The organism is Isoptericola chiayiensis, assembly GCF_013149805.1.
Lineage (GTDB): Bacteria > Actinomycetota > Actinomycetes > Actinomycetales > Cellulomonadaceae > Isoptericola > Isoptericola chiayiensis.
The window spans coordinates 609,206-634,369 of record NZ_JABEZT010000003.1 but is presented as its reverse complement, the minus strand read 5'-3'; the positions used below and the strand labels follow the sequence as shown (position 1 = coordinate 634,369).

The following is a 25,164-nucleotide window of genomic DNA, read 5'->3' as shown; positions in this document are numbered from 1 at the left end:
GTGGCCTACGCCGCGGCGCGCGTCATCAGCCAGGCCAGCAGCCACGAGCGGGTGGACCCGTCGTCGACCCGCTCGTCGGGCAGGTCCCGGGCGACCTCCAGCGCCGCCTCGGCGTCCTGCGGGCCGAGCAGCCCGGCGTACATCAGCAGCTGGTCGCCGAACATGACGTCCCACGTGTCGGCCTCGGACCACAGGTCGTCGGTGCCGAGCGCCTCGGCGAGGTTGGCCCGTACGCGGTCGGGGTCGTCGCCGAGGTAGGTGGACACCCCGGTCACCGGGAGGACGAGGATCCCCAGGGCGGCGCTCTGCTCGGCAGAGAACCACGTCGCCCGTTCCCGCTTGCCGTCCCACACCAGGGACGTGACCGACGCCTCGAGGCCCTCGGCGACCGGGTCGTCGCGGTCGAAGTCGGTCCAGTAGGCCCGCGCGGAGTCGGCCTCCAGCGACAGCATCCAGCGGGCCTGCTGCGACAACGCGTCGTCGCCGCTCGCGTCGGCCCACAGGGCCAGGCCGTGCCAGGCCGCCACCGCCTCGGAGGCGGACTCCTGGTTGTTGCCGTCGGCGAACGGCGAGGGGCCGGACGCCCACGAGTGCCCCATGACGACGTCGAGCACCCGCAGCGCCGGCATCGGGGCGCCGTCGCCGGCGTCCACCTCCGCGGCGGCGGCGACGTCCGCGGCCAGCAGGTCGATCACCGGGGCGACCTCCTCGGCCAGCGCGGCGTCGTCGGCCGCCAGCACGCCGGCGGCGTACAGGAAGTAGCCGTAGTGGAAGTGGTGGTCGTTGCCCTCGTCGCTGCCGAAGGACACGGCCTGCCCGACGACGGTCCGCAGGGTCGGGTCCCAGGTGAAGCAGCGTTCGGGCCGGGTCGTGCACCCGTCGGGCTCGGCCCAGGTGCGCAGGTCGGCGACGACGCTGTCGTGCAGGCTCGCCGCCTCGTCCTCCAGGCCGAGGTCGAGCGCCAGCATCCACAGGTTCGCGTCGCGGGCCAGCGCCTTGCCGCCGAAGTACGTGTCGGCGGGCCGCGTCTCGGCCAGCGCCGCCTCGACATCGGCGCGCACCTGGTCGGCCAGCTCGTCGCGCTGCTCCGTGGACAGGCCGGACAGGTCCAGGCCGAGCACGGGCTGCCGCGCGGGCGAGTGCCAGGCGATCTCGTCGCCGAGGCACAGCTCGGCCGTGCCGAGCACCGTCGCGTACGTGCCCAGTCCGCACGCGGCCTCGTCGGCGGCCTCGGCCTGGTGCGGGAAACGCACGAGGACGGCGTCCCCGCCGCCCGCTGTCTCGTAGCGCACCGCGGTGGTCACCTGCCCGTCGCCGGTCGCGTAGTCGGCCTGCGAGGCCACCACCGGGTCGCGGACGGCCTCGACCAGGTCCGCGAGCGCCGTCGTCCCGGCGTCGCCGTCCTCGGTGTCGCCGTCCTCGGTGTCGGGCTCGACCAGCCAGGACACGGCGTCGCCGGCGGACAGCGAGATCGTGCCACCGTCGCCGGCCAGCGCCGCGGTGACGTCGAGCCCGTCGGAGCCGACCAGCACGTGCCGGCGGCCGTCGACGTCCGCGGCGGCGACGTCGTCGGGCAGGTCGCCGGCCGCGGCGAAGGTCTGGCTGAGGCGGACGTCCTGGTCGCGGCTGGCGGTGTAGTGCAGGACGGGCGACCCGCGGGTCAGGCGGAGCTCGCCGAGCACGGTGCCGTCGCCGGCGACCAGGTCGACGCTGACGGTCGCGGCGTCGTACCCGCTGACCTGCCCGGTGACGGGTTCGCGCAGGTCGACGGCCACCTGGGGGACGAACGGCCCGGCCACGAGCGTGCCGTCGGCGCGGACGTCGGGCAGCCCGTAGGCGAACCCGGAGGCGGTGACGTCGACGGCGAGCGGCAGCGGGAAGACGGGCTGGGACTCGTCGCCGAAGACGAGACCGGAGAACCAGCGGTTGGTGGGGGGCGGCAGGTCGTCGGCGAGCCGCATCGCGACGTCGGGGCCCTCCGCGGCGGGCAGCACCGTCGGGTCGACGGCGGGGGCGGCGGCCTCGACCACCTCGACGCCGGAGGACGTCGGGCCGGCCGGGGCCTGCGCCGTCGTGCACCCGGCGAGGAGCGCACCGGCCGCCACCACGGCGGCGAACGGACGCGTCCTCACAGACCGATCCTGGTCAGGAAGCGCTGGAACGCGAGGTCCGGGCCGGCGAGCGGTCCGTCGTCGCGCAGCTCGACGCTGGCCTGCACGGGGGTGCCGGGCAGCACGATGCCCTCCCCGGCCTGCTGCGCCAGGGCGGCGCTGGTGATCGTCAGGGTGGCCTCGGCGTCGTTGCGCGTCGACTGCACGGCGAGCGACTCGACCTCCCCGGGCAGCTCGGTCTGGTCGGGCAGGACGATGCGCGCGTAGGAGCCCTCCTCGATCCGCGCGAAGTCGGCGGGGTCGAGGAGCAGGCGCGCGTCGACGGAGATCGTGCCGTGGCGCTGCAGCGTGGCCAGCACGGTGCCGGACTGCACGAACCCGCCGGGCGCGGCGTCGACCGCCGAGACGACGCCGTCGTCCGGAGCCGTGATGGTCATCTCGCCCTCGTCGGTCACTTCGTAGGTGGCGGCCTTGCGCGAGACCATGCCGATCGACAGGTCGTGGGCGAGCACGAGGCTGCGCAGCGTGAACACGGGGTCGCCCTCGGCGACGACGTCACCCTCCTCGACAAACGTCTCCACGACGGTGCCGGCGTAGTCGGTGCCGACGGAGATCTCCTCGGCCACGATCGTCGCCTGCGCGGAGACGGCCTGGCTCATGCGACGGTTCAGGACCAGCGTGAGGGTGGCGCACAGCGCCAGGATGACGACGACGCCGACCGCGAGCTTGAGGCGGGTGGTCCAGGTCATGCGGCACCTCCGGAGGTGACGGTGGTCCGACGGCGGTCGCCGCGGCGGGTGTTCCGGTCGCGGCGGGCGGCACGGGAGTCGCCGGCCGCGGGGCGGGCAGGTGCCTGGGGGCGGCGGGCGGCCCGCTGCTCACGCATGGCGACCCGGTGCTCCCGGACCGCGGTGAGGACGAACCCGCCCAGGATCAGGGTGTTGGTGACGTTCCAGGCCACGGACAGGCCCGGCAGACCGTCGTCGCCCCAGTGCTTCCAGAGGCCCACCACGGAGGTGACCAGGAGGAAGACGAAGCACAGCACCTGCGGGACGATCACCTCGAACGGGGACGTCGCTCCCCCGACCCGGCCGGTGACCGCCCAGGCCTGCTGCTTGCCCGTGAGCGCGTTCCAGAACGCCTTGACGTAGATCGGCCAGGACACGGCCGCGAGCAGCAGGACCTCCCACCGGAACGAGCCGAGCGTGAAGAACGCCAGGGTGATCTGCAGCCCGTAGAACCCGAGGTAGTACAGCGCCCACGTGCCGACCGACACGTCGAGCCGCATCGGGGTCAGGTCCAGGTAGATCTGCAGCGGCGGGACCAGCAGGAGCAGCAGCGGGGCGATGCCCGACAGGTAGTGGGTCGAGGTCACGAAGTACTGCAGCCGCTGGTCCACGGTGAGGTTGCGCCGCGGGGACAACGGGTTGTGCTGCAGGAGGATCTCGAACCCGCCCGTGGCCCAGCGCAGCTGCTGCTTGGCGTACGCGACGATCGTCTCCGGCGTGTCGCCGACGGCGAGGGTCTGGGGGATGTAGGTCGAGCGCCAGCCGCGTTCGTGCAGGTGCAGCGAGGTCCACACGTCCTCCGACTTGGAGTCGGTGTACATGCCGCCGACGTCGTCGATCGCCTCGCGGCGGAACACCACGTTGGTGCCGACGCAGAACGCCGCGTTGAAGCGGTTCCGGCCGGGCTGGACGAACCGGTAGAAGACCGCCTGCATGTAGCCGGCGCCGCGCGAGATGAGGGAGTTCATGTTGCCGTACGTCTGCGGCGACTGGACGAACGCGACGTCGTCGCGCACAAAGAACGGGACCGTCTCGACGAGCAGCTCGGGCCGGGGCACGAAGTCGGCGTCGAGGATCACGAACAGCTCGCCCTTGGCGATGCTCAGCGCGTGGTTGACGTTGCCGGCCTTCTGCCCGCCGCTGGACAGGCGCCGGATGTACCGGGCCCCGAGCGTGGCCGCGAGGTCGCGCACCTGGTCGTCGCGTCCGTCGTCGAGCACCCAGGTGCGGTGCTCGCCGTGCACCGCCACGGCGGCGCGGACGGTGCGCGCGATGGTGTCGACGTCCTCGCCGCAGGTGGTGATGAAGATGTCCGCCGTCACGGGCCGGTCGTGCAGGTACATGCGCCACCGGGTCGGGTCGTCGGTGGCGCCGTCGCGCAGGATCTCCGGGGCGTCGAAGAGGCGCTCGCGCGCCTGGTGGTAGGCGAAGTCGCGCGGGTTGTACCCCGAGGACAGCACCGTCCACATGGCCAGCAGCGCGAGGCCGAGCAGCACCGACTCGGCGACGACCACGAGCGTGTACGGCAGCAGGTCGCCCCGGTTGTCGGGGTTCAGCAGGAAGACGGCGTAGGCGACGGCGCCGAGCGTGGCCAGCAGCATGACGAGCATGAGCGACGGCGAGTGCGCGGCGGCGTTCGCGTCCCGACGGCGAGCGGCGGCCTGCGGGTCGCCCTGGATGGTGGTGCCGGGCGTCGGGGGCGGGCCGGCGGTGTACGGGATTTCGGTACTCGGTGAGTCCAGGGTGGTCATGACGGGTGTCCCTTCGCGAGACGCCGGTGGAGCAGTGCCTGGCGGTACGGGGGAAAGCTGCCCCCGAACGCACGAGGTGGGTCCCCCGCGTCGGGGAACCCACCTCGTCGTCTGCTGCTCAACCTAGGTCGCGCTGTGGTGGCTGTCACGATGGAAAGCGCTGTCGCCGAGGATCTCCACCAACCGGCAACCGGGGTGCGCTCAGCCCGCAATACCCCGTTCACACACCCCAGCCCACGCTGTGGGCGTGATCCTTGGCCCGAGATGCACCTTTTAGCCACCTTCACAGCCCAAGAATCACGCCCACAACTCGTGGGGGCTCGCTCAGAGCTGCGGGGCGATCTCCCGCGCCACCAGGTCCAGGTGGTCCAGGTCCTGCTGGTCCAGCACCTGCAGGTAGACGCGCTGCACGCCCTGGTCGCGCAGCGACGCCAACCGGTCCACGGCCTCGGCGACCGTGCCGGCGACCCCGTGCTCGCGCAGCTCCGCCGGCTCACGGCCGATGGCCGCGGCCCGGCGGGTGAACTCCGCCTCGTCGCGGCCGACGGCGAGCACCAGCGCCACCGACTGCGTCAGCGAGTCCGACGGGCGTCCGGCGTCGGCAAGGGCCTTCTCGATGACCCGGATCCGCGGGCCGACGGCCTCGATCTCGGGGAACGACTGGTTGTACTCGCTCGCGAACCGTGCCGCGAGCCGCGGTGTCCGCCTCGGCCCACCACCGCCGACGATGAGCGGGATCGACTCCTGGGTGGGCTTGGGCAGGGCCGGGGAGTCGGTGAGCGTGTAGTGCTCGCCGGCGAAGTCGAAGGTCTCGCCCACCGGGGTGCCCCACAGCCCCGTGAGGATCTCCAGCTGCTCCTCGAGCAGACCGAACCGCTTGTCCGGGAACGGGATGCCGTAGGCGGCGTGCTCGGCACCGAACCAGCCGGTGCCCAGGCCCAGCTCGACGCGGCCGCCGGACATCTGGTCCACCTGGGCGACCTGGATCGCCAGCACCCCGGGGTGACGGAACGTCGCCGACGACACCAGGGTGCCCAGCCGCACCGTGGACGTCTCGCGGGCGATACCGGCGAGCGTGGTCCACGAGTCCGTGGGCCCGGGCAACCCGTCCCCGCCCATCGCCAGGTAGTGGTCCGAGCGGAAGAAGGCGCTGAACCCCAGCTGCTCGGTCGCCTGGGCGACGGCGAGCTGGGTGTCGTACGAGGCCCCCTGCTGGGGCTCGGTGAAGATGCGCAGATCGAGAGTCATGACGCCCCCTCAGTCGTGGACCGGGCGCTCGGTGCGGGAGCGCTTGAGCTCGAAGAAGTGCGGGTTGCGGGCCAGCGACACGGCGGCGTCGAAGACCTCGGTGGCCTCCTCGCCGCGCGGGACCCGGGTCAGCACCGGGCCGAAGAACGCGACGCCGTCGACGTGGATCGTCGGGGTGCCGACCTCCTGGCCGACGGGGTCCATCCCCGCGTGGTGGGACGCGGCCAGCGCGTCGTCGTACTCCTCGGAGGTCGCGGCGTCGGCCAGCTCGGCAGGCAGGCCGGCGTCGGCCAGCGCACCGGCGATCACGCTGTCGACGTCCTTGACTTCCTGGTCGTGCCAGCGGGTCCCGAACGCCGTGTAGTACGCGGACAGCGCCTCGGCACCGTGGTCGGCCTGGACCGCGGCGGCCACCCGACCGCCGCCGCGGGAGGCCTCGATGCGCTCGCGGTAGTCGTCCGGGATGTCCTTGTCCGCGTTGAGCAGGTAGAGGCTCATCAGCTTGAACGTGAGGTCGACGTCGCGGTGCTTCTCGACCTCCAGCGCCCAGCGCGAGGTCACCCAGGCGAAGGGGCAGGTGGGGTCGATGTAGACGTCGACGACGGGCTTGGTCGTGTCGGTGGAAGTCATCGCCTGCACGATACTCCGGAGCGTGTATCGATTCGACAGCAGCGCACGATCGCGTGCGATCACGGGTCGGTAGGGTCGGCGTCGTGCTCTCGATCGTGCGCAGGGTCCCGTGGGCGAGCGTCCTGACCATCGCCGCCGCCGCCGTCTTCACCCTGGTGACGCTGTTCGCCGCGCTGCGCGGCCGGGTCTGGGCCTGGATCCCCTTCGCCCTGGCCGCGGCGATCCTGGTGCGCGAGATCCGGCACGTCCAGCGCAGCCGGCGGCGGCACGTCGGGTTCGAGGAGCCCGACCGCCGCAACCCCGGGACCTAGGCGCTCCCCTGCGAGGTAGGCACCGTCCCTGTGAGGTAGGCGACCTCCTCCGCGAGGTAGGCACCGTGCCCTCCCTCGCGGGAGAGTTGCCTACCCCGCGGGAAGAATGCCTACCTCGCCGGTTCCGGGCCGACCTCGCGCGCCCGGGCCGGGCCGGACGGCGCCAGGCCGCGCGCGACGCCGGCCTGCGCCAGCTGCCGCGCCAGCAGCAGCCCCAGCCAGGTGAACACCACAAAGCTGCCCATCATGAGCACCACGAACGCCGCCAGCACCCCGGGCGCCATCGCGGCCATGTCGAACGCCGCCCATCCGGAGGCGACGTACGCCGCCCCGAACACCGCCGCGTCCAGGTAGAACAGCCAGGCCCTCCACACGCGGTACCGGGTCACCAGGAACGCCAGCTCCACCGCCACGCCCGCCATGAGGCACGTGACGATCGACCACGCGCCGACCGGGGAGGCCGACGAGACGACGCCGGCGACGAACGTGGTCAGAACGGCCGCACCCGGGCGGCGGATCAGCGCCAGCGCCAGCACGGGCCCGATCATCCACAGCCCGACCAGCGGGGCGTAGGCGAGGGGTGCCGCCGCGGCCAGCGGCGCGCTGACGAAGTTCGCCGGGACGAGGAGCACGCCCACGGCCGCGCCGATGGCGGCGCAGGTCATGAGGTAGCGGGTGGTCACGGACTGCATGGTGGGACTCCGGTGTCGAGGGGCGGTCAGAGGAGGGTGGCGAGCGCGGCGCAGGCGGCGGCTCCGCCCCACAGCGCGAGGAGGAGGACGACGTCGCGGGGCCCGAACGGCACCCGGACGCGTTCGGTGCGGGTCGGGTGGGCGCCGAACCCGCGCGACTCCATGGCGAGCGAGACCCGTTCGCCGTGCCGGATCCCGCCGGCGAGCAGCGGCACCACGTACCCGGCGCGGCGGCGCACTGCCCCGAGCGGGCCGCGGCTGAGGGCGACGCCCCGGACCCGGTGCGCACCGCGGATGACCTCGAGCTCGTGGCCGAACCGTGGCACGAACCGCACGGCCGCGAGCGCCGCGTACCCGATCCGGTAGGGCAGGTGCAGCTGCTGGGTCATGGCGCGCACGAGGTCGGCGCCGGTGGTGGTGAGCCCGCCGAGCAGCACGAGCATCAGGAGCGCGACGGTGCGCACGGCGGTGGCGAGCCCGGTGGCCAGCGCCCCGGACCACACCTGGACGGGTCCGATGGAGGCGATCAGGGTGCTGCCGGTGACGGCGGCGGGGTCGGTGAGCAGCCCGAAGGAGAGCGTCATGACGGCGACGAGCGCGGCGGCGGTGAGCGCGACGCCGGCGAGCACCGTGGGACGGACGCGGCCCATCGCGGCGAGGACAGCGAAGGCGGCGGCGCCGATGAGCGCGGGGGTGAGCACGTCGCGGGTGGTGACGACGTAGAGCATCACGGGCACGACGCCGAGGATCTTGACCAGCGGGTTGTAGGTGCGCAGGTCGCTGCGGCCCTCGCGGGTCCGGGTCGTCGACGCCGGCGCGGGCAGGACGGCGGCGCTCATGCCCCGACCTCCACGGGCGCCGTGGCGGTGGGCAGGTCGGCGAGTCGCGTCACCGACCGCCACCGCGGGTGCCGGTGCACGTCGCGCGTGGCGCGGGCCAGCGGGGGTGTGCGCAGCCCGGCGCGGGCCAGCAGGGCCTCGTCACCGAGGACGACGGCGGGGCTGCCGTCGGCGACGACGCGCCCGTCGGCGAGGGCCACCACGCGGGTGGCGTGCTCCGCGACGAGCTGCATGTCGTGGGAGACCACGACGACGGTGGTGCCGTCGTCGTGCAGGGCGGTGAGCAGGTCGAGGAGCTCGACGGCGCGTTCGCGGTCCTGGCCGTAGGTGGGTTCGTCGAGGACGAGCACGTCGGGCCGGCAGACGATCGCGGTGCCGACGGAGAGGCGGCGCTTCTGCCCGCCGGAGAGCCAGAACGGATGGCGGTCGCGCAGGGGGGTGAGGCCGAACCGGTCGAGCACGTCCTCGACGCGCGCAGCGATCTCGGGCTCGGGCAGGCCGCGGGCCCGGAGCCCGACGGCGAGCTCGTCGTCGACGCGGGAGGTGACGAACTGGTGCTCCGGGTTCTGGAACACGAAGCCGACGGCGGCGGTCAGGTCGCGCACGTCGGCGCGCCAGGGGTCGAGGCCGGCGACGGCGACGCTCCCCTGCACGGCCCGGCGGCGCGGCCGCAGCACGCCGGCGACGAGCTGGGCGAGGGTGCTCTTGCCGGCACCGTTGGCGCCGACCACGGCGAGGAACTCGCCCCGACCGACGGCGAGGCCGACGTCCCGCAGCACGGTCGTCCGGCCGCGGCGGAACGTGAGCCGGTCGACGGTCAGGACGGGCGGGCCCGGTCGCCGCGGGTCCGCGTGCGCGGCCGGGTCGGGCAGGTCGTCGGCGGCCTCGAGCGTCGCGGTGAGCTCGGCGGGGGTGAGCGGCAGCGGGTCGACGACGACGCCCTGGTCGCGCAGCCGCAGGCCGGCGAGCGTCGCGGTCGGCAGCCAGACGCCGAGCGCGTCGAGCAGCTTCGCCTGCCCGGTCAGCACCTCGCGCACCGGGCCCTCGGCGGCGACGCGGCCTCCGTCGTCGAGCACCACGACCCGGGATGCGACGTCGGCGGCCACGTCGAGGTCGTGCTCGACGAGCAGCACGCCGTGCTCACCCGTGGCGACGAGCGTGCGCAGGACGTCGTAGACCTCCTCGACCCCGGCCGGGTCGAGGTTGGCGGTGGGCTCGTCGAGCACGAGGGTGCGGGCCCCGGCCGACAGCGCGGCGGCCAGCGCGAGCCGCTGCCGTCCCCCGCCGGACAGCGTGGCGGGGTCGTCGGCGCGGCGCGCCCACAGCCCGACCTGCCGCAGCGCGGTCTCGGCGCGGGCGAGCACCTCGTCGGCGGGCCGACAGAGGTTCTCGGGGGCAAAGCAGACCTCGTCGAGCACGGAGCCGGTGACGACCTGGGCGTCCGGGTCCTGGAAGACCATCGCGACGTCCCCGGCGAGCTCCGGAGGGCGCGTCCGCGCCACGTCCCGCCCGCCTGCGGTGATCGTCCCGGCGACGTCGGCGGCGACCACGTGCGGGACCAGCCCGTTCGTGGCCAGCGCCAGGGTGGACTTGCCGCACCCCGAGGGCCCGAGCAGGAGGACGACCTCGCCGGGATGCACCGCGAGGTCGACGCCGTCCGGGGCCGCGGCACCCAGCCGGAACCCGCCGTCGTCGTGCGGCAGATGGTGCCGCACGCGCAGGCCGGTCGTCTCGAGCAGCGGAAGGATCACCGGGCCAGGATAGGCAAACCTCACTCTCCTGACGAGGCCCTGTCCGTCCGACGGACAGGACACGATCCGCCCGCTCAGCGCGCCGGAGGGCGCGAGACACGCCAGAGTGGGCGTCATGTCGTGGCTCTCGGGACTCGTGGTGCTGGTCGTCACCCTCGTGTCGGGGCTCCTGCTGGCCGCGGCCGCACGCCGCGCGCTCGACGCGCCCGTCGGCTGGATCCGCTCGATCGTGACCACACTGGTCGTGTTCGGCGTCGGCACCTCCCTGCTGGACGCCGGGATCGGCACCCTCGACGTGGGCAGCACCGGGGAGGCCCTCGGATTCTTGCTGCTCGTCGTCGTCGCCTGGGCCTGGATGTTCGCCGTCGCCCTCGGCTTCCTCCTCGCCTTCGAGGTGCTGCTGCCCACCGGGCGGCTCCCCTCGCCCCTGCAGACGCTGCGCGGCCTGCGCGAGGGCCGCCAGGAGTCGCAGCGGTACGCCCAGGTCGTGGCGATCCTCGTGCAACGTGGCCTCGGCGGGTTCCTGCGGCGCGGCGCCGACGGCGAACCCGAGTCGACCGGGGCGCTCGCCGCGCACGCCCGGTCCCTGCGTCTCGCGCTGTCCGACGCCGGCGTGACCTACGTGAAGTTCGGCCAGATGCTCTCCAGCCGACGCGACCTCGTCCCCGACGTCGTCGCCGACGAGCTCACCCACCTGCAGTCCCGCGTGCCGCCGGAGTCCTGGGACACGGTCCGCACCGCCGTCGACGCCGCGCTCGGGCGCCCTCTGCAGGAGGAGTTCGAGCGGTTCGACGAGACCCCGCTGGCCAGCGCGTCCGTCGGCCAGGTGCACGCCGCACGGCTGCGCGACGGCCGCGACGTCGTCGTCAAGGTGCTGCGACCCGGCGCCCGCGCCCAGGTCGAGGTGGACCTGCGGATCCTCGGAAGGCTCGCCCGACGCCTGGAGCGGGACACGCAGTGGGCCCGGTCGCTCGGCGTGGAGGGCCTGGTCGCCGGGTTCGCGGCATCCCTGCGCGAAGAGCTCGACTACACGATCGAGCTCGGCAACACGCTCAACCTCGACGGGGCCCTCGCCGCGACGCCCGGCGGCGTCGACCCGCGCGTGCAGCTGCCCACCATGCACCCCGAGCTGTCGGGCCCGACCCTGCTCGTCATGGACCGCATGGAGGGCGTCCCCCTCGGCGAGGCCGACGCGGTGCTCGCCGACCTCGACCCGGACGAACGGCAGGCCATGGCCGAGGCGCTGCTCGGCAGCGCGATGCGCCAGCTCGTCGTCACCGGCGTCTTCCACGCCGACCTGCACCCCGGCAACATCCTGGTCCGCGCCGACGGCACGCTCGGCCTGCTCGACCTCGGCGCCGTGGGCCGCATGGACGAGTCCGAACGCATGGCGCTCGGCGCGTTCCTGCTCGCCGTGCAGGGCGACGACTCCATCGCCGCCCTCGACGCGCTGCGCGAGCTGCTCGACCAGCCCGCCCACCTCGACGCCCGCGACGTCGAGCGACGCCTCGGCGCCGTCATCGTCCGGTTCCGCCACGGCACCGGCCCCGGCGGCTCCGGCGAGCTGTTCGGCACGATGATCTCGCTGTTCGCCGACGCCGGCATGACCGTCCCGCCCGGGCCCGCCTCGGCGCTGCGCACCATGGCCTCCCTCGAAGGTGCGCTGGCCCTGATCGCACCCGGGTACGACCTCGTCGCCGGCGCCCAGGAGATCGGGGCACCGCTGCTGAAGGCGTCGATGGGCCCGCGCGCCGTCCGCGACCGCGTGACCCGGTCCCTCGCCGGCATGGCGCCCACCCTGCAGCGCCTGCCCCGCCGCCTGACCCAGGTCGTCGAGGACCTGCAGGACGGCAACCTCACCGTCACCGTCCGCTCGTTCGCGCACCCCGAGGACCGCCGGTTCCTGACCTCGCTCGTCCAGCAGCTCGTCACCGCGGTCATCGCAGCGGCGTCGCTGGTGGGTGCCGTCCTGATGATCGTCTCCCCGACCGGGCCGATGCTCATGCCCGGCATCGACCTGTACTGGGTGCTCGGCGCGGGCCTGGCGTTCGTCGGCACGCTGCTCAGCGTCCGGGTGCTGGTGTTCGCGCTGCGCTCGCGGCGCTGACCGGGCACGCCGGGGCCCGCCGTCGGAGACGCCGTCCACCGTCCGGCGACTGGGACGCCGTCTCACCGCGGAGTAGCCTCGTGTGCCATGACCGCCGTCCGGACGCACACCCACGCCCAGGCCGTCGACGCCGCCATCGAGCTGTTCTCCCGGAAGGGGTTCGAGCAGACCACCGTCGAGGAGATCGCCGACGCCGCACAGATCAGTCGTGCGACGTTCTTCCGTCGATTCCGGTCCAAGGAGGACGTGGTCTTCGCCGACCACGAGATCCTCCTCGAGGAGGTCGTGGTCATGCTGGCGGCGACCCGCCCGGAGGCGCGCGTCAACGAGGAGGCCAACACCTCACGCGAGTCGGCGTGGGACCCGTCGGTGGACCCGTACCTGGAGGTGTGCCGGGCCGCGCGCCTGGTGTTCGACCACCACGTCGGGCAGCGCGAGACGTCGCTCGCGCGACACCGACTCCTGCAGCAGGTGCCGGCGCTGCGGGACCGCGAGCTCGTCACCACCCACCGTTACGAGCGCGCCTTCACCGCCTACCTGCGCGACACGCTGCCCACCGACCGCTCCCGCACCACCATGTCGATCGCGTTCGCGGCCTCGGTGGTCGCCGTGCACAACGCGGTGCTGCGTCGCTGGCTGCGCAACCCCTACCTCGACCTGCGTCCCGACCTGGAGGAGGCGTTCGCGGACCTGCGCCGCGTCGCCGCTGCTCCGGCGTCCGACGGCGGCACCACGGCCGCGGAGGACGTCGGCGAGCCGCACGCCGGCAGCAAGCGCGTCGTCGTGGCGGTGCTGGAGGAGGGCGCCGGCCCCGACGACGTCGCCCGTGCCGTGCGCGACGTGCTCAACTGAGGAGGCACGGATGATCGAGTGGCTCTTCGACGCGACGTTCACGGTCGGCGACTCCGGTCCGGTCCTGTGGCGCGAGGTGATCGGCAACGCGTTCGGACTCGCCTCGGCGCTCGGCGGCATGCGCCGCAAGGTCTGGGCGTGGCCGGTCGGCATCATCGGGAACCTGCTGCTGCTCACCGTGTTCCTCAACTCCGTGTTCGGCGACGCGAGCCGGGCCGACATGCTCGGCCAGGCCGGCCGCCAGGTCATGTTCATCGCGGTCTCGGTCTACGGGTGGATGCGCTGGCGCGAGACGAGGAAGCAGGACCTGGAGGTCCGTGCGGACGGCAAGGTGCCGTCGTCGGGCGCCGAAGGGGTGCACCCGCGCTGGGCGACCTGGCCGCAGCGCGCGTTCCTGGTGGTCGCGATGGTGGGCGGCACGCTCGCGCTGACCCCGCTGTTCAAGGCCCTGGGCTCCTACGAACCCGTGTGGGCGGACGCGTGGATCTTCATGGGTTCGCTGCTGGCCACCTACGGCATGGCGCGCGGCTGGGTCGAGTTCTGGCTGATCTGGGTGGCCGTGGACGTCGTCGGGGTCCCGCTACTGTGGTCGGCCGAGTACTACGCCACGGCCCTGATGTACGTGTTCTACGGCGCGTTCACCCTGGTCGGGTTCTTCGTCTGGCTGCGGGTGCACCGCCGCGAGCAGGCCGAGGCCACACCCTGACTCCGTCGCGCGGGGGATCCGCGACACGGGCCCGGCGCGCGATGATGGCCCCATGCTGATCGCCGAGGACCTGCTGCTGCTCGCCTACGACGACACCACCGGCAAGCCGGACGGCTGGCTCACCGACCTGGACACCCGGCTCGGTGCCGCGCTGCTGCTCGAGCTGGCGCTGGCGGGTCGCGTCCAGGTGGCCGGCGCCGGGACGACGACGGCGGCCGGGTCGGCCGTGCCGCAGGGCGCCGTCGTCGTGCTGGACGCCTCCCCCGCCGGGCACCCCGCGCTCGACCGGGCGCTCGCCGTCGTCGCCGAGCGGCCGCGCACCCCGAAGGACCTGCTCGGCCCGCTGGCGAAGGACGTCCGGGACGAGCTGCTCACCGGGCTCGTCGAGCGTCGGATCCTGCGCCGGGAGTCGGGCAAGATCCTCGGGATCTTCCCCACCACGTCCTGGCCGGCCGCCGACTCGTCGCACGAGACGGCGTTGCGGGCCGAGTGCGAGGACGTGCTGCTGGGCCGTCGTGACCCGCGGCCCGAGACGGCGGCGCTGCTGTCCCTCGTGGCGGGCACCGCGCTGGTCAAGCAGCTCGTGCCCGCCGAGCACCGCAAGCAGGCCGAGGCGCGCGCGAAGGAGCTCGCCGAGGAGTCCTGGGCGCACGACGCCGTCAAGAAGGCCGTCGACGAGATCAACGCGGTGCTCCTGACGACGATCATCCTCCCGGCGATCATCACGCCGACGATCCTGTCGTCCTGACCGGACGGGCCGCCTTTCCGGCGACCTGTCGGCACTCCGCGGCCGGATCGGCACGGATGATTGCCGACCCGGCCGCGGAGTGCCGACGCGACGCCTCGGGAACGACGCAGCGCCGCCCCGGATCACGGGGCGGCGCTGCGCCTCAGGTGGACCGCCGTCCGGCTGGTGATCGCACGGCGGTGCACGTGACCGGCGTCGACCCACGCCGGAACCTGCGGTGATCGTCTACGCGAAGGCGGAGACACCGGTGATGGCGCGGCCCACGATCAGCGCGTTCATCGACTCGGTGCCCTCGTAGGTGTGGATCGCCTCGATGTCCGCGAAGTGCCGCGCGACGCGGTTGGCCAGCAGGATGCCGTTGCCGCCCAGCATGTCGCGGGCGATCGAGGCGACCTCGCGGGCGCCCCGGGTGCACGTGTACTTGGCCAGGGAGGCCTGCTCGCCGGTGAGCTCGCCGGCGTCGGCCTGCTCGGTCAGGCGCGTCACCAGCAGCTGCAGCTGGGTCACCGTGGACAGCATCCGGGTCAGGCGCTCCTGGACCATCTGCTTGGCGGCGAGCGGCTTGCCGAACTGGACGCGCTGGGTCGCGTAGTGCACGGCGGCCTCGTAGCAGGCGATCGCGTGCCCGACGGCGGACCACGCGACGGCGAGACGCGTCGCGAAGAGCACCTCGGAGGTGGCCTTGAAGGACGTGGCGCCCGGCAGGGCGGCGTCGGCGGGCACGAACACGTCGTCGAGCACGATGTGCGCCTGCCAGATGGCCCGCAGCGCCATCTTGCCCTCGATGGTGGTGCCGGTGTAGCCGGGGGCGTCCTGCGGGACGACGAACCCGTGCACCTGGCCGTGACCCGGGCTGCCCTCGTCGACCAGGCGGGCCCACACCACGGTGATGTCGCCGCAGGAGCCGAACCCGATCCACTTCTTCTCGCCGTCGATGACGTACCCCTCGACGCCGTCGCGGGTCTCGCGGCGGGCCGTGGTCTCCAGGGACACGGAGTCCGAACCGTGGGTGGGCTCGGTCAGCGCGAACGCACCGAGGATCTCGCCGCGCGCCATCGGCTCGGCGTACCGCTCGACCTGCTCGGGCGAACCGTGCATGACGATCGAGCGCAGGGCGAGCCCGCCCTGGACGCCGCAGATGGTGGCCACGGAGCCGTCGCCGCGGGACATCTCCATGCTGGCCAGACCTTCAGCCATGAAGGAGATCGACGGGCGGCCGGGCACGTCGACGCCGTCGCGCAGGAAGTCGCGCTCGGCGAGCGCCTTGACGAGGTCGAACGGCACCTCGGCGCGCTCCCAGTAGCCGTCGATGACGGGCAGGACCTCGTCCTGGACGAACTCGCGCACGGCGAGCTGGTGCGCGCGGGCGGCGGGGTCGACGTCGGCGAACGCGCGGGCGAAGTCGACGTCGAGGGGTGCGGCGACGTCGTAGTCGGGCGCGGTGACGCCGATCTGTGCGGGTGCGGGGCGGTTCATGAGGTCCTTCTCTCCAACTGGTGCGCCGGCGCCGTCACCGAGGCTGGTGGCGACGGCGCCGGTCTGCCCCCATCATGCGCACGCGACTCGGTCTCAGTCAAGCGATACGGGGTATCACAGCGTCCGCGGCTCGTGCCGGACGGCGTCCCCGCGTGATCGCGGATCTGGCACGATGTGGCGCGTGCCCGACGACGCCCCCGCCCCCACGACGGCCGCCGCCGCGCGGGACCGCGGTGCCCACCTCCTGGCCTCGCCGTGGCTGCTCGCGCTCGCCTTCGTCGTCGTGCACGCCCGTCTCGTCCACGAGGCCATCACCTGGCAGAACACGATCTACGGCGACGTCACGCTCTACGAGTGGTGGGCCCGCCACGGCCTGACCACCGGCCAGTGGCCCGTCCTCGACTACGACTGGGTCTACCCCGCCGGCGCCCTCGCCCCCGTCGTCACGCCCGCGCTGGTCACCGACGACCTCCTCGGCTACGAGATCCTGTGGACCGCGGCGATCGTCGCGCTCAACGCGGTCGCCACGGTGATCCTCGTGCGCTCGACCCCCCGCGGCGTCCTGGGCGCCTGGTGGTGGCTGCTATTCCTGCTCGCCCTCGGACCCATCTTCCTCGGCCGCCTCGACGGCGTCGTCGCGCCGATGATCCTCGTCGCCCTCGTCCTCGCCCGGCGCCACCCACGGATCGCCGTCGCCGTCGCCACCGCCGGCGCCTGGATCAAGATCGCCCCCGGCGCCGTCGTCGTCGCGATCGCCGCCACCCGCCGCAGCCTGCGCGACCTGCTGCGCGCCGTCGTCGTCCCCGGAGCCGTCGTCAGCGCCGTGGTCGTCGGCCTCGCGCTCCTCGGCGGCGCCGGCACCCGTGCGCTGAGCGTGTTCGGCCAGCAGGGGTCGCGGACCCTGCAGGCGGAGTCCGTCCTCGCCACCTGGTTCTCCGTCGCCCGCTGGTGGGACCCCGGCATCCGCATCGAGTACAACGACGAGATCTTCACCTACGAGGTCCAGGGCGACGCCGCGCGAACCGTCGCCGACACCCTCGACTGGCTGCTCGTCGCCGCCGTCGCCGCCCTCGCGCTCGTGACGCTGTGGGCCGCCCGCCGGCACCCCGAGAAGGCCTACGAGCTCGTCCTGCTGTCCGCGGCAGCGCTGCTCGTCGCGCTCATCGTCTTCAACAAGGTCGGCTCGCCGCAGTTCGTCGCCTGGATCGGGCCCACCGTCGCGGTGGCGCTCTCCGCCGCCCCGGCCGGTCGCTCCCTGCGCTGGTGGTGGCCACCGGCGCTCGGCATGATCCTCGTCGCCTACGCCACCTACCTCGTCTACCCGGTCGCCTACGGCCCCTTCCTGGGCGGCGAGACCTGGATCGTGGTCGTCGAGGCGCTGCGCAACCTCGCCCTCGTCGTGCTGCTCGCCGGGGCCACCTGGCGCATCGTCCACCTCGGCGCCGAACCGGCGGCACGGACGCGCGACGGCCGCCCCGTCCACCCCCGCCCCTGAGCACTGCGCAACCGGATCCTTCCGGTTGCGCACGCACCCACCTCCCCGGACGCTGAGGCAACCATCGCCGTCCCCGTCCAGGAGGTCCCGTGGCAGACCCCGCCGCACCGTCGCCCGTCACCCTGGCTCCCGACCCCTCGCCGGGCGCCGACGCCGCGCTGCCGCCGTCGGACCTGGCGTTCGTCGCCGACCACGCCACCGACGTGCCGGCGCTCCTCGACCGGGTGGGGCGCATCGCACCGTCGCTGCCCGCACCCGGCGAGGGCGACACCGTCCGGCTCTGGTCGGCCCTGGCCTCGGTGGCCGCCGCCGACGTCGGCGCGGCACGCGTCCTGGAGCCGCACCTCGACGCCCTGACGATCCTGCGCCAGGCACCGGACGGCGTCGACCTGGGCCTTCTCGACGCCGGACCGGCATCGACCTGGGGCGTCTACGCCGCCGAGGGACCGGGCGTGCGCGTCGAGGCCCGGCCGGACGCCGCGGGCGAGGGCTGGGTGCTCGACGGGACCAAGCCCTGGTGCTCCCTGGCCCGCCACCTCAGCCACGCCCTCGTGACGGCCTGGGTCGGCGACGAGCGACGGCTCTTCGCCGTCGCCCTGCGCACCCCGCACGTCCGCGCCGACGAGGGCCCGTGGGTGGCGCGCGGGCTCACCCAGGTGGTCAGCGCTCCGGTGCACCTCGACTCCGCACCCGCCGTACCCGTCGGTCCGACCGGCTGGTACCTGCGGCGCCCCGGGTTCGCCTGGGGCGGGATCGGGGTGGCCGCCTGCTGGTGGGGCGGTGCGGTCGGGCTGGCGCGCAGCCTGTGGTCCTCGCTGCAGGGCCGCGAGGCGCAGCAGCTCGCGCTCGCCCACCTCGGCGCCGTGGACGTCGCGCTCGGCGCCGCACGGTCGGCGCTCGCCGAGGCGGCCGTGCTGGTCGACGGCAGCGTCGACGGCGGGCTCGACGACGCCGTCGCGGGCCTGACGGCGCGCCGCGTCCGAACTGTCGTCGCCGACGCCGTCGAGGAGGTCCAGCGGCGCTGCGCGCACGCCATGGGTCCCGGGCCGCTGACGACCGACGAGGCCTTCGCCCGGCGGGTCGCCGACCTCGGCCTCTACGTGCGCCAGCACCACGCCGAACGCGACCAGGCCTCCCAGGGTCGCGACCTCCTGGCCCGCGGGGAGCTGCCGTGGTGACGTTCGACCACCGGGAGCCCGGCACCGCGGAGCAGACCTGGGTGGACGCCGGCATCCTCACCCGGCCGCACCCGCTCGACCTCGAGGGCGTCGACGAGCTCGTCGTGCTCGCCGCCCACCCGGACGACGAGTCGTTCGGCGCGGCGGGACTGCTCCACCGGCTCGGCGGGGCCGGGGTCCCCGTCACGGTCGTCGTCGCCACCGACGGCGAGGCGTCGTACCCCGGCACGGCGGACGTCGAGGAGCTGCGGACCACGCGTCGCGGCGAGCTCGTCGCCGCCCTGGCCGTCCTCGCCCCGAGCGCCCGGCTGGTCCTGCTCGGACTGCCCGACGGCGGTCTGCGCGAGCACCGCGACGAGCTGCGCCGCGGGCTCGACGCAGCGCTGGCGCCGGGCCGGGGCCAGGGCCACGGCCAGGGCACGCTCCTCGTGGCGCCGTGGCGCGGTGACGGCCACCGGGACCACCGGGTCGCCGGGGAGACCGCCGCCGACGTCGCCGCCGCCCGCGACGCCCGGCTGGCCGAGTACCCCATCTGGTGGTGGCACTGGGGCGACCCGGCGTCCGACGGACCCTGGCAGCACCTCCACGGCCTGCGGCTGACGCCGACCGAGGTCGCCGCCAAGGCGAAGGCCCTGGCCGCCCACGCCACCCAGGTCGCCCTGCCGACCCCCGGGACCGAGCCCGTGCTGGGTGCCGAGATGCTGCGCCACGCGGCCCGACCCGTCGAGGTGTTCGTCGTCGAGCGGGCTCCCGGTGCCCCGCCGCCACCGACCAGGTCGCTCGACCGCGGCTTCTTCGACACGTTCTACGCCGGACGGACCGACCCGTGGGGGTTCGAGACGCGCTGGTACGAGGAGCGCAAGCGCGCCGTCCTCCTCGCGGCCCTGCCGCGCCCCCGCTTCCGGCACGGGCTGGAGATCGGCTGCTCCACGGGGGTCCTCACCGCCGAGCTGGCCCACCGGTGCGACCGCGTCACCGGTGTCGACATCGCCGACGCACCCCTGGACCGCGCCCGCCGACGCCTCGGCGACACCGTCGAGCTGCTCCGCCTCGACACCCCCGCCCGGTGGCCCGACGGCACCTACGACCTGATCGTGCTGTCCGAGGTCCTGTACTACTACGACCGCGCCGACCTGGACACGGCCGTCGACAGGACGGTCGCGACGCTCGACGACGACGGCGTCGTGGTCGCCTGCCACTGGCGGCACGAGGTCCCCGAGTACCCGCTGGCGGGCGACGAGGTCCACGACGCCCTCCGGTCGCACCCCGGCCTCGACGTGCTCGTCCGCCACGAGGAGGAGGACTTCGTGCTGGAGGTCCTGGTCCGGCGACCGGCACGGTCGGTCGCCCGCGAGACGGGGCTCGTGTGAACGCCGCGCCGGACCCGCTCGAGGCGATCCACGTCGTCGTCCCGGTCCACGACGAGGAGGAGCTGCTGCCACGGTGCCTGCACGCCCTGCGGGGCGCCGTCGCGCTCCTGCACGACGCCGCGCCGCTCGTGCGGGTGCGCACCGTGCTCGTCCTGGACGGCTGCACGGACGGCAGCGCGGACGTCGCGCGGGCGTCGGGGTTCGCGACGCTGACGACGCCGGGCGTCGGCGTCGGGGAGGCCCGCCGGGCCGGCGTCGACGCGGTCGGGCGGGCCGACCCCGGTCGTGACACGGCGCGCGTCTGGCTCGCCTGCACCGACGGCGACTCCGAGGTGCCCGAGCACTGGCTGGTCCGGCACCTGGAGCTGGCCGACGGCGGTGCGGACGTCGTGGTCGGAACCGTCCGGCCCCGCCTGGAGGAGCTGTCCGCGGACCGCGCCGACGCGTGGCTCGCGTCGCACCGGCCGGGCGTGGCGAACGGCCACGTGCACGGCGCGAACCTGGGGATCCGACGCTCGACCTACGAGTCCGCCGGCGGTTTCGCGGCCCTGCGCGAGCACGAGGACGTCGTCCTGGTGGACCGGGCCCGCACGACCGGGGCGCGCGTCGTCGCGGACGCCGCGTGCGAGGTCGTCACGTCGGCGCGGCTGGTCGGCCGCACGCCGGGAGGCTACGCGCGGCACCTGCGCGAGGACCTCGTCCCGCCGGGGTCGGTCCGCTCCGCGTAGTTCCGCCCGAACGTTTGCCGCCCGTTCGGCAACCCGACCCCGACACGTCGCCGCCCGCTCCCCCGCAGGTCACCGGGCCCCACGACAGTGCAAGTCGTGAGGGTAGCGATCGTCGCAGAGTCCTTCCTTCCGCAGGTGAACGGGGTGACGAACTCCGTCCTGCGGATCCTCGAGCATCTCCGCCGGACCGGCCACGAGGCCCTGGTGCTGGCGCCCGACTGCGACGACGGCGACGTCCCGCCGTTCGTCCACGGCGCGCCGGTGGTCGAGGTCCCGTCGGTCGGCCTGCCGGGGTACCCGGACGTGCGGGTCGTCGTCGGGCAGCGTGCGCGGATCGAGCGGACGCTCGCCGCGTTCGGGCCCGACGTCGTGCACCTCGCCTCGCCGTTCACCCTCGGCTGGCGCGGGATGCAGGCCGCCGAGTCGCTCGGTGTCCCGACCGTGGCGGTCTACCAGACCGAGGTGCCCGGATATGCGGCGCGGTACGGGATGCGGCACCTGGAGCCGTTCCTGTGGCGGCGGGTGCGCAACCTGCACGACCGCGCATCGGTCACGCTGGCGCCGTCGACGCCCACCATCGACCACCTGCGCGCCCACGGGATCCCGCGCCTGCACCGGTGGGGCCGCGGCGTCGACACCGTGCAGTTCCGCCCGGAGGCCCGCGACGAGGCGTGGCGGCGCGAGGTCGGGGCGGGCCGCCGGCTGCTCGTGGGGTACGTCGGGCGGCTCGCCGCGGAGAAGCAGGTCGAGGCCCTGCGGGTGCTGCACGACCGCACCGACGTCCGCCTCGTCGTCGTCGGCGAGGGTCCCGAGCGTCCGCTGCTGGCCGAGCTGCTGCCGGACGCCGTGTTCACCGGTCTGCTGCGTGGCCAGGAGCTGGCCCGGGCGATGGCGAGCCTGGACGTGTTCGTCCACCCGGGCGAGCTGGAGACGTTCGGCCAGACCCTGCAGGAGGCGAACGCGTCCGGGGTGCCCGTCGTCGCGCCGGCCGCGGGCGGACCGATCGACGTCGTCGACCACTCCCGCACCGGCTGGCTCTACCCGCCGGGCGACCACGCGGCGCTCCGCGCGCACGTCGACGACCTGCTCGGCGACGACCGCAAGCGCCACGCGTTCGGCCGGGCCGCCCGGGAACGGGCGCTGGGTCGCACCTGGGCGAAGGTCTGCCACGAGCTGATGGAGCACTACGAGGCGGCGATCCGGGTCCGATCGGGGGTGTGAGATGCGGATCGTGCACGTCGCCAACGCGTACGCGCCGCGCTCGGGCGGCATCCGCACCGCGATGCACGCCCTGTCCCGCGAGTACCTCGCCGCGGGCCACGAGCCGGTCCTGGTGGTTCCCGGTCCGACGGCGGAGGACCGGCGCGAGGGCGACGTGCGCGTGGTGCAGGTCCCGGCACCCCGCGTGCCCGGCGTCGCCGGCTACCGGATGGTGACCCGCCCGGGGTCGGTGCGGACCGTCCTGGAGTCGCTCGAGCCGGACCGGGTCGAGGTCTCCGACCGTGCCTCCCTGACCGGAGTCGGGCTGTGGGCGCGCGCGGCGGGCGTGCCGTCGTTGCTCATGCTGCACGAACGGCTCGACGGCGTGCTGTCGGCGTTCTGGCCGGGCGCCGGGTCGGGGGCTCGACCCGGGCCGGTCGGCCGTCGGCTGGCGCCCGCGGTGGCCGACGCGTGGAACCGGCGCACGCTGGGCCGGTTCGACCGGCTGGTGGCCACCACGGGGTTCGCCGCCGAGGAGGCGGAACGGCTGGGCGCGGGGCGCGAGGTACCGCTGCCGCCGCTGCACCGGGTGCCGCTCGGCGTGGACCTCGAGCGGTTCGGACCGGACAGGTTCGACCTGGACGTGCGACGGCGGATCACCCCGGGCTACGAGGCGATGGTGCTCGTGGTGAGCCGCCTGTCCCGGGAGAAGCGTGTCGACCTGGCGATCGACGCCGTCGGGCACCTCGTGGCCGAGGGGGTGCCGGTGCGGCTGGTCGTGGCCGGCGGCGGACCGGACCTCCGGGCGCTGCGGGCCCGGGCGGAGCGGCTGGGCGTCGACCACCGGTTCTGCGGGTTCGTGCCCGACCGGGACGAGGTGGCTGCGCTGCTCGCGAGCGCGGACGTCGTCGTCGCACCGGGGCCGATCGAGACATTCGGCCTGGCGGCGCTGGAGGCTCTGGCCTCGGGCACGCCGGTGGTGTGCTCGGCGACGAGCGCGCTGCCCGAGGTGGTCGGTGACGCGGGGGTCGCGGCCGCGCCGGAGCCCGCGGCGCTGGCCCTGGCGATGGCCGACGTGCTGTCACGTCCGGTCGGGGTGCGGCGGGCCGCCGCGCGCGAGCGCGCCGAGCTGTTCCCGTGGGCGGCGACCGGCCGGGCGATGCTCGCCCTGCACGGCACGGCGGTGTTACCCGCCACCCCGACCCCGACCCCGACCGCTGTGGGCATGAAATCTGCAGCCCCGGAGCGGTGCGAACCTGCAGACTTCATGCCCACAGCGGGAGGGTCGCGATGACCGGCGGGCCTGCCGTCGTCGCGCTCGGCGACTCCATCACGGCGGGCGTGGGCGACGCCGTCACCCCGGAGGCGGTGCACGGTCCCGGCTGGGCGGCACACCTGGCCACTCTCGCCGGGGCGTCCCGCTTCGAGAACCTCGCCCGCAACGGGGCCCGCGCGCAGACGGTGGTCTTGGAGCAGCTCGACGCCGCGCTGGCCGCCGACGCCGACGTCGCGACCCTCGTCGTCGGCGGCAACGACGCGCTGCGCACCGACTTCTCCCCGGTGGACGTCGGGCGGCACCTGTCGCGGTGCACGCGGACGCTGCGGGCCCGCGGTGCGGTCGTCGTCCTCGCGACGCTGCCGCCCGTCGGCCTGTTCGAGCTGTTCCCGGGCCGGGTCCGCCGCGTCATGCGGGCCCGGATCGACGCCGTCAACGCCATGGTCCGCGCGACGGCGGCCCGCGAGCGCACGGGTCGGGGGCCGTCCGTGGCGCTCCTCGACGTCGGCGAGGCCGTCCGCCGCGCCGGGCCCGGAGCCTGGTTCGTCGACCGGGTGCACCCGTCGCCGCTCGGGCACCGGCACGTCGCGGCCGGCGGGGTCCGAGCCGTCGCTGCCGCGCTGCCCGGACTGCCGGGACCGTCGGCCGTCCGCTCGGCACCGCCTGACACCTCGACGGGAGCCTTGCTGGCGCGGCTGCCCGCACCTCCGCCGCCGCCGTCGGCGTGGCAGCGCGCGGCGTGGCTGACGCTCGCCGGCGTGCCGTGGGCGGTGCGGCGGGGGCACGACTTCCTGCCCGGGCTCGTCCGTGCCGTGCTCGACGACGTGCGCGGCGGCGTCGGCCCCCTCGACCTGGACCTGACGGAGCTGTCCGACCTCGCGGACCTGCGCGCGCCGGAGCAGGCCGCGCCGGACGTCCTGCTGCCCGGGCGGTGACCCCGGATCCCACGGCCACCGATGAGTTCGGGCGGCCCCGCCCGTCCGAACGACATGACCAGGATCGTCGGAGACATCTCGATCTCGGTCGACGGGCTCGTCACCGGTCCGGACCCGGGGCCCGAGAACGGCCTCGGGGACGGCGGCGAGGCGCTGCACGCCTGGGCGTTCGGCGACGACCCCGTCGACCGCGAGGTGCTGCGCGACGGGACGGCGGCCAGCGGTGCCGTGGTCCTGGGGCGGCGACTGTTCGACGTCGTCGACGGCCCGCAGGGTTGGACGGAGGAGCTCGGGTACGGGGCGCGCGAGGCCGCCACGCCGGCCTTCTTCGTCGTGACCCGCGAGCCACCGGTCTCCCCGCGACTACCCTTTTGGCGGTTCGTCACGACCGGGCTGGCCGACGCCGTCACCCAGGCGTCCGACGTCGCCCGGGGCGTCGCGCAGGCCGGTGGCGGCGCCGACGTGGTGCTCATGGGCGGCGGAGCCACGATCGGGTCGGCCCTGGAGGCCGGGCTGCTGGACGTGCTGCAGCTGCACGTCTCGCCCGTCGTCCTCGGCGCGGGCACCCCGTTGTTCACGGGACGACGTCGGCACGGGCTCGTCCAGCGCGAGGTACGGGTGTCGTCGACGGCGGTGCACCTGGTCTACGACGTCCACCACCCATCGAGCAGAGGAGACCCATGACGGCCGAACCCACAGCGATCGACCACAGCTTCACCGCACCCATCGGCGTCGACGTCCGCGGGGAGGTCTGGCCGTGCGTCGAGCTCGCGGGGGCGACCGAGCTGCTCGGCACCGGTCGGTCCGTCCGCGTCGACGGCACGGTGGACGGCGTCGCCGTCGAGAACGTCGGACTGATGCCGACGGGGCGGGGCGAGCTGATGCTGTCGCTCAACGCGAAGCTGCGCAGACGCCTCGGCAAGGACGTCGGCGACACCGTGACGGTCCGGCTCACGCGGCGTCGGAGCTGAG

General features: G+C 74.5%; 23 protein-coding genes. 14 read left to right on the top strand and 9 right to left on the bottom strand.

The genetic code is table 11. The features are described 5' to 3' along the window. Positions 1 to 5: 5 nt before the first annotated feature. The 5 genes from HDG68_RS09235 to HDG68_RS09215 form a co-directional block, all read right to left on the bottom strand. Positions 6 to 2,132, bottom strand: a complete 2,127-nt coding sequence (locus HDG68_RS09235) for a glycosyl hydrolase (RefSeq protein WP_172151312.1) — start codon at positions 2,130 to 2,132, stop codon at positions 6 to 8. Further along, complete coding sequence (locus HDG68_RS09230; RefSeq protein ID WP_172151310.1) at positions 2,129 to 2,860, bottom strand: efflux RND transporter periplasmic adaptor subunit; 732 nt, start codon at positions 2,858 to 2,860, stop codon at positions 2,129 to 2,131. The genes HDG68_RS09235 and HDG68_RS09230 overlap by 4 nt, the downstream gene beginning before the upstream one ends. Beyond that, positions 2,857 to 4,650: a glycosyltransferase family 2 protein gene (locus HDG68_RS09225; RefSeq protein WP_172151308.1), complete on the bottom strand. Its 1,794-nt coding sequence runs from the start codon at positions 4,648 to 4,650 to the stop codon at positions 2,857 to 2,859. The genes HDG68_RS09230 and HDG68_RS09225 overlap by 4 nt, the downstream gene beginning before the upstream one ends. Before the next feature lie 324 nt (positions 4,651 to 4,974). Then, positions 4,975 to 5,898 (bottom strand): LLM class F420-dependent oxidoreductase, encoded by a 924-nt coding sequence (locus HDG68_RS09220; RefSeq protein WP_172151306.1) that lies wholly within the window; start codon positions 5,896 to 5,898, stop codon positions 4,975 to 4,977. Positions 5,899 to 5,907: 9 nt separating this feature from the next. Continuing rightward, on the bottom strand, positions 5,908 to 6,528 hold the full coding sequence (locus tag HDG68_RS09215) for a mycothiol-dependent nitroreductase Rv2466c family protein (RefSeq protein ID WP_172151304.1): 621 nt from the start codon (positions 6,526 to 6,528) through the stop codon (positions 5,908 to 5,910). An 83-nt stretch (positions 6,529 to 6,611) separates the two neighbouring features. Between HDG68_RS09215 and HDG68_RS09210 the strand changes: the two genes are divergently transcribed. Beyond that, positions 6,612 to 6,839, top strand: a complete 228-nt coding sequence (locus HDG68_RS09210; RefSeq protein ID WP_343037507.1) for a hypothetical protein — start codon at positions 6,612 to 6,614, stop codon at positions 6,837 to 6,839. A 110-nt stretch (positions 6,840 to 6,949) separates the two neighbouring features. On the opposite strand, the gene HDG68_RS09205 is transcribed toward HDG68_RS09210, so the two are convergent. The 3 genes from HDG68_RS09205 to HDG68_RS09195 are packed head-to-tail and all read right to left on the bottom strand — an operon-like array spanning position 6,950 to position 10,121. Continuing rightward, entirely contained in the window at positions 6,950 to 7,522 is a 573-nt protein-coding gene (locus tag HDG68_RS09205; RefSeq protein ID WP_216648168.1) for an ECF transporter S component, read from the bottom strand. 35 nt (positions 7,523 to 7,557) lie between these two features. Further along, entirely contained in the window at positions 7,558 to 8,370 is an 813-nt protein-coding gene (locus tag HDG68_RS09200; protein WP_172151300.1) for an energy-coupling factor transporter transmembrane component T family protein, read from the bottom strand. Continuing rightward, positions 8,367 to 10,121 (bottom strand): ABC transporter ATP-binding protein, encoded by a 1,755-nt coding sequence (locus HDG68_RS09195; RefSeq protein ID WP_343037506.1) that lies wholly within the window; start codon positions 10,119 to 10,121, stop codon positions 8,367 to 8,369. Before HDG68_RS09195 ends, HDG68_RS09200 begins: the two co-directional genes overlap by 4 nt. A gap of 115 nt (positions 10,122 to 10,236) precedes the next feature. On the opposite strand from HDG68_RS09195, the gene HDG68_RS09190 reads away from it, so the two are divergent. From HDG68_RS09190 to HDG68_RS09175, 4 genes are all read left to right on the top strand, one after another. Then, positions 10,237 to 12,228: an ABC1 kinase family protein gene (locus tag HDG68_RS09190; RefSeq protein ID WP_172151296.1), complete on the top strand. Its 1,992-nt coding sequence runs from the start codon at positions 10,237 to 10,239 to the stop codon at positions 12,226 to 12,228. Positions 12,229 to 12,315: 87 nt separating this feature from the next. Next, complete coding sequence (locus HDG68_RS09185) at positions 12,316 to 13,080, top strand: TetR/AcrR family transcriptional regulator (protein WP_172151294.1); 765 nt, start codon at positions 12,316 to 12,318, stop codon at positions 13,078 to 13,080. Between the two features lie 10 nt (positions 13,081 to 13,090). Then, a complete protein-coding gene (gene pnuC, locus HDG68_RS09180) occupies positions 13,091 to 13,786 on the top strand; it encodes a nicotinamide riboside transporter PnuC (RefSeq protein WP_172151292.1) in 696 nt (231 codons plus the stop codon). 52 nt (positions 13,787 to 13,838) lie between these two features. Beyond that, on the top strand, positions 13,839 to 14,534 hold the full coding sequence (locus tag HDG68_RS09175) for a GOLPH3/VPS74 family protein (protein ID WP_172151290.1): 696 nt from the start codon (positions 13,839 to 13,841) through the stop codon (positions 14,532 to 14,534). A 225-nt stretch (positions 14,535 to 14,759) separates the two neighbouring features. On the opposite strand, the gene HDG68_RS09170 is transcribed toward HDG68_RS09175, so the two are convergent. After that, complete coding sequence (locus tag HDG68_RS09170) at positions 14,760 to 16,010, bottom strand: acyl-CoA dehydrogenase family protein (protein WP_172151288.1); 1,251 nt, start codon at positions 16,008 to 16,010, stop codon at positions 14,760 to 14,762. 172 nt (positions 16,011 to 16,182) lie between these two features. On the opposite strand from HDG68_RS09170, the gene HDG68_RS09165 reads away from it, so the two are divergent. The 9 genes from HDG68_RS09165 to HDG68_RS09125 all read left to right on the top strand — a co-directional run bounded on the left by HDG68_RS09165 (position 16,183) and on the right by HDG68_RS09125 (position 25,163). Continuing rightward, the gene (locus HDG68_RS09165) at positions 16,183 to 17,505 is read left to right on the top strand and encodes a glycosyltransferase 87 family protein (protein WP_172151286.1); all 1,323 of its coding nucleotides are present in this window, start codon (positions 16,183 to 16,185) and stop codon (positions 17,503 to 17,505) included. An 89-nt stretch (positions 17,506 to 17,594) separates the two neighbouring features. Further along, positions 17,595 to 18,683, top strand: coding sequence for an acyl-CoA dehydrogenase (locus HDG68_RS17085; protein WP_172151285.1), 1,089 nt, complete (start codon positions 17,595 to 17,597; stop codon positions 18,681 to 18,683). After that, complete coding sequence (locus HDG68_RS09155; protein WP_343037504.1) at positions 18,680 to 20,053, top strand: PIG-L family deacetylase; 1,374 nt, start codon at positions 18,680 to 18,682, stop codon at positions 20,051 to 20,053. Before HDG68_RS17085 ends, HDG68_RS09155 begins: the two co-directional genes overlap by 4 nt. Beyond that, entirely contained in the window at positions 20,050 to 20,781 is a 732-nt protein-coding gene (locus tag HDG68_RS09150; protein ID WP_343037503.1) for a glycosyltransferase family 2 protein, read from the top strand. The genes HDG68_RS09155 and HDG68_RS09150 overlap by 4 nt, the downstream gene beginning before the upstream one ends. Before the next feature lie 144 nt (positions 20,782 to 20,925). Further along, a complete protein-coding gene (locus HDG68_RS09145; RefSeq protein WP_484496822.1) occupies positions 20,926 to 22,002 on the top strand; it encodes a glycosyltransferase family 4 protein in 1,077 nt (358 codons plus the stop codon). Position 22,003: 1 nt separating this feature from the next. Next, a complete protein-coding gene (locus tag HDG68_RS09140; protein ID WP_172151282.1) occupies positions 22,004 to 23,275 on the top strand; it encodes a glycosyltransferase in 1,272 nt (423 codons plus the stop codon). Then, a complete protein-coding gene (locus tag HDG68_RS09135) occupies positions 23,272 to 24,192 on the top strand; it encodes an SGNH/GDSL hydrolase family protein (RefSeq protein WP_172151281.1) in 921 nt (306 codons plus the stop codon). Before HDG68_RS09140 ends, HDG68_RS09135 begins: the two co-directional genes overlap by 4 nt. Positions 24,193 to 24,246: 54 nt before the next feature. Continuing rightward, entirely contained in the window at positions 24,247 to 24,876 is a 630-nt protein-coding gene (locus tag HDG68_RS09130; protein ID WP_172151280.1) for a dihydrofolate reductase family protein, read from the top strand. Then, the gene (locus HDG68_RS09125) at positions 24,873 to 25,163 is read left to right on the top strand and encodes a DUF1905 domain-containing protein (RefSeq protein ID WP_172151279.1); all 291 of its coding nucleotides are present in this window, start codon (positions 24,873 to 24,875) and stop codon (positions 25,161 to 25,163) included. Before HDG68_RS09130 ends, HDG68_RS09125 begins: the two co-directional genes overlap by 4 nt. Position 25,164 lies beyond the last annotated feature (1 nt).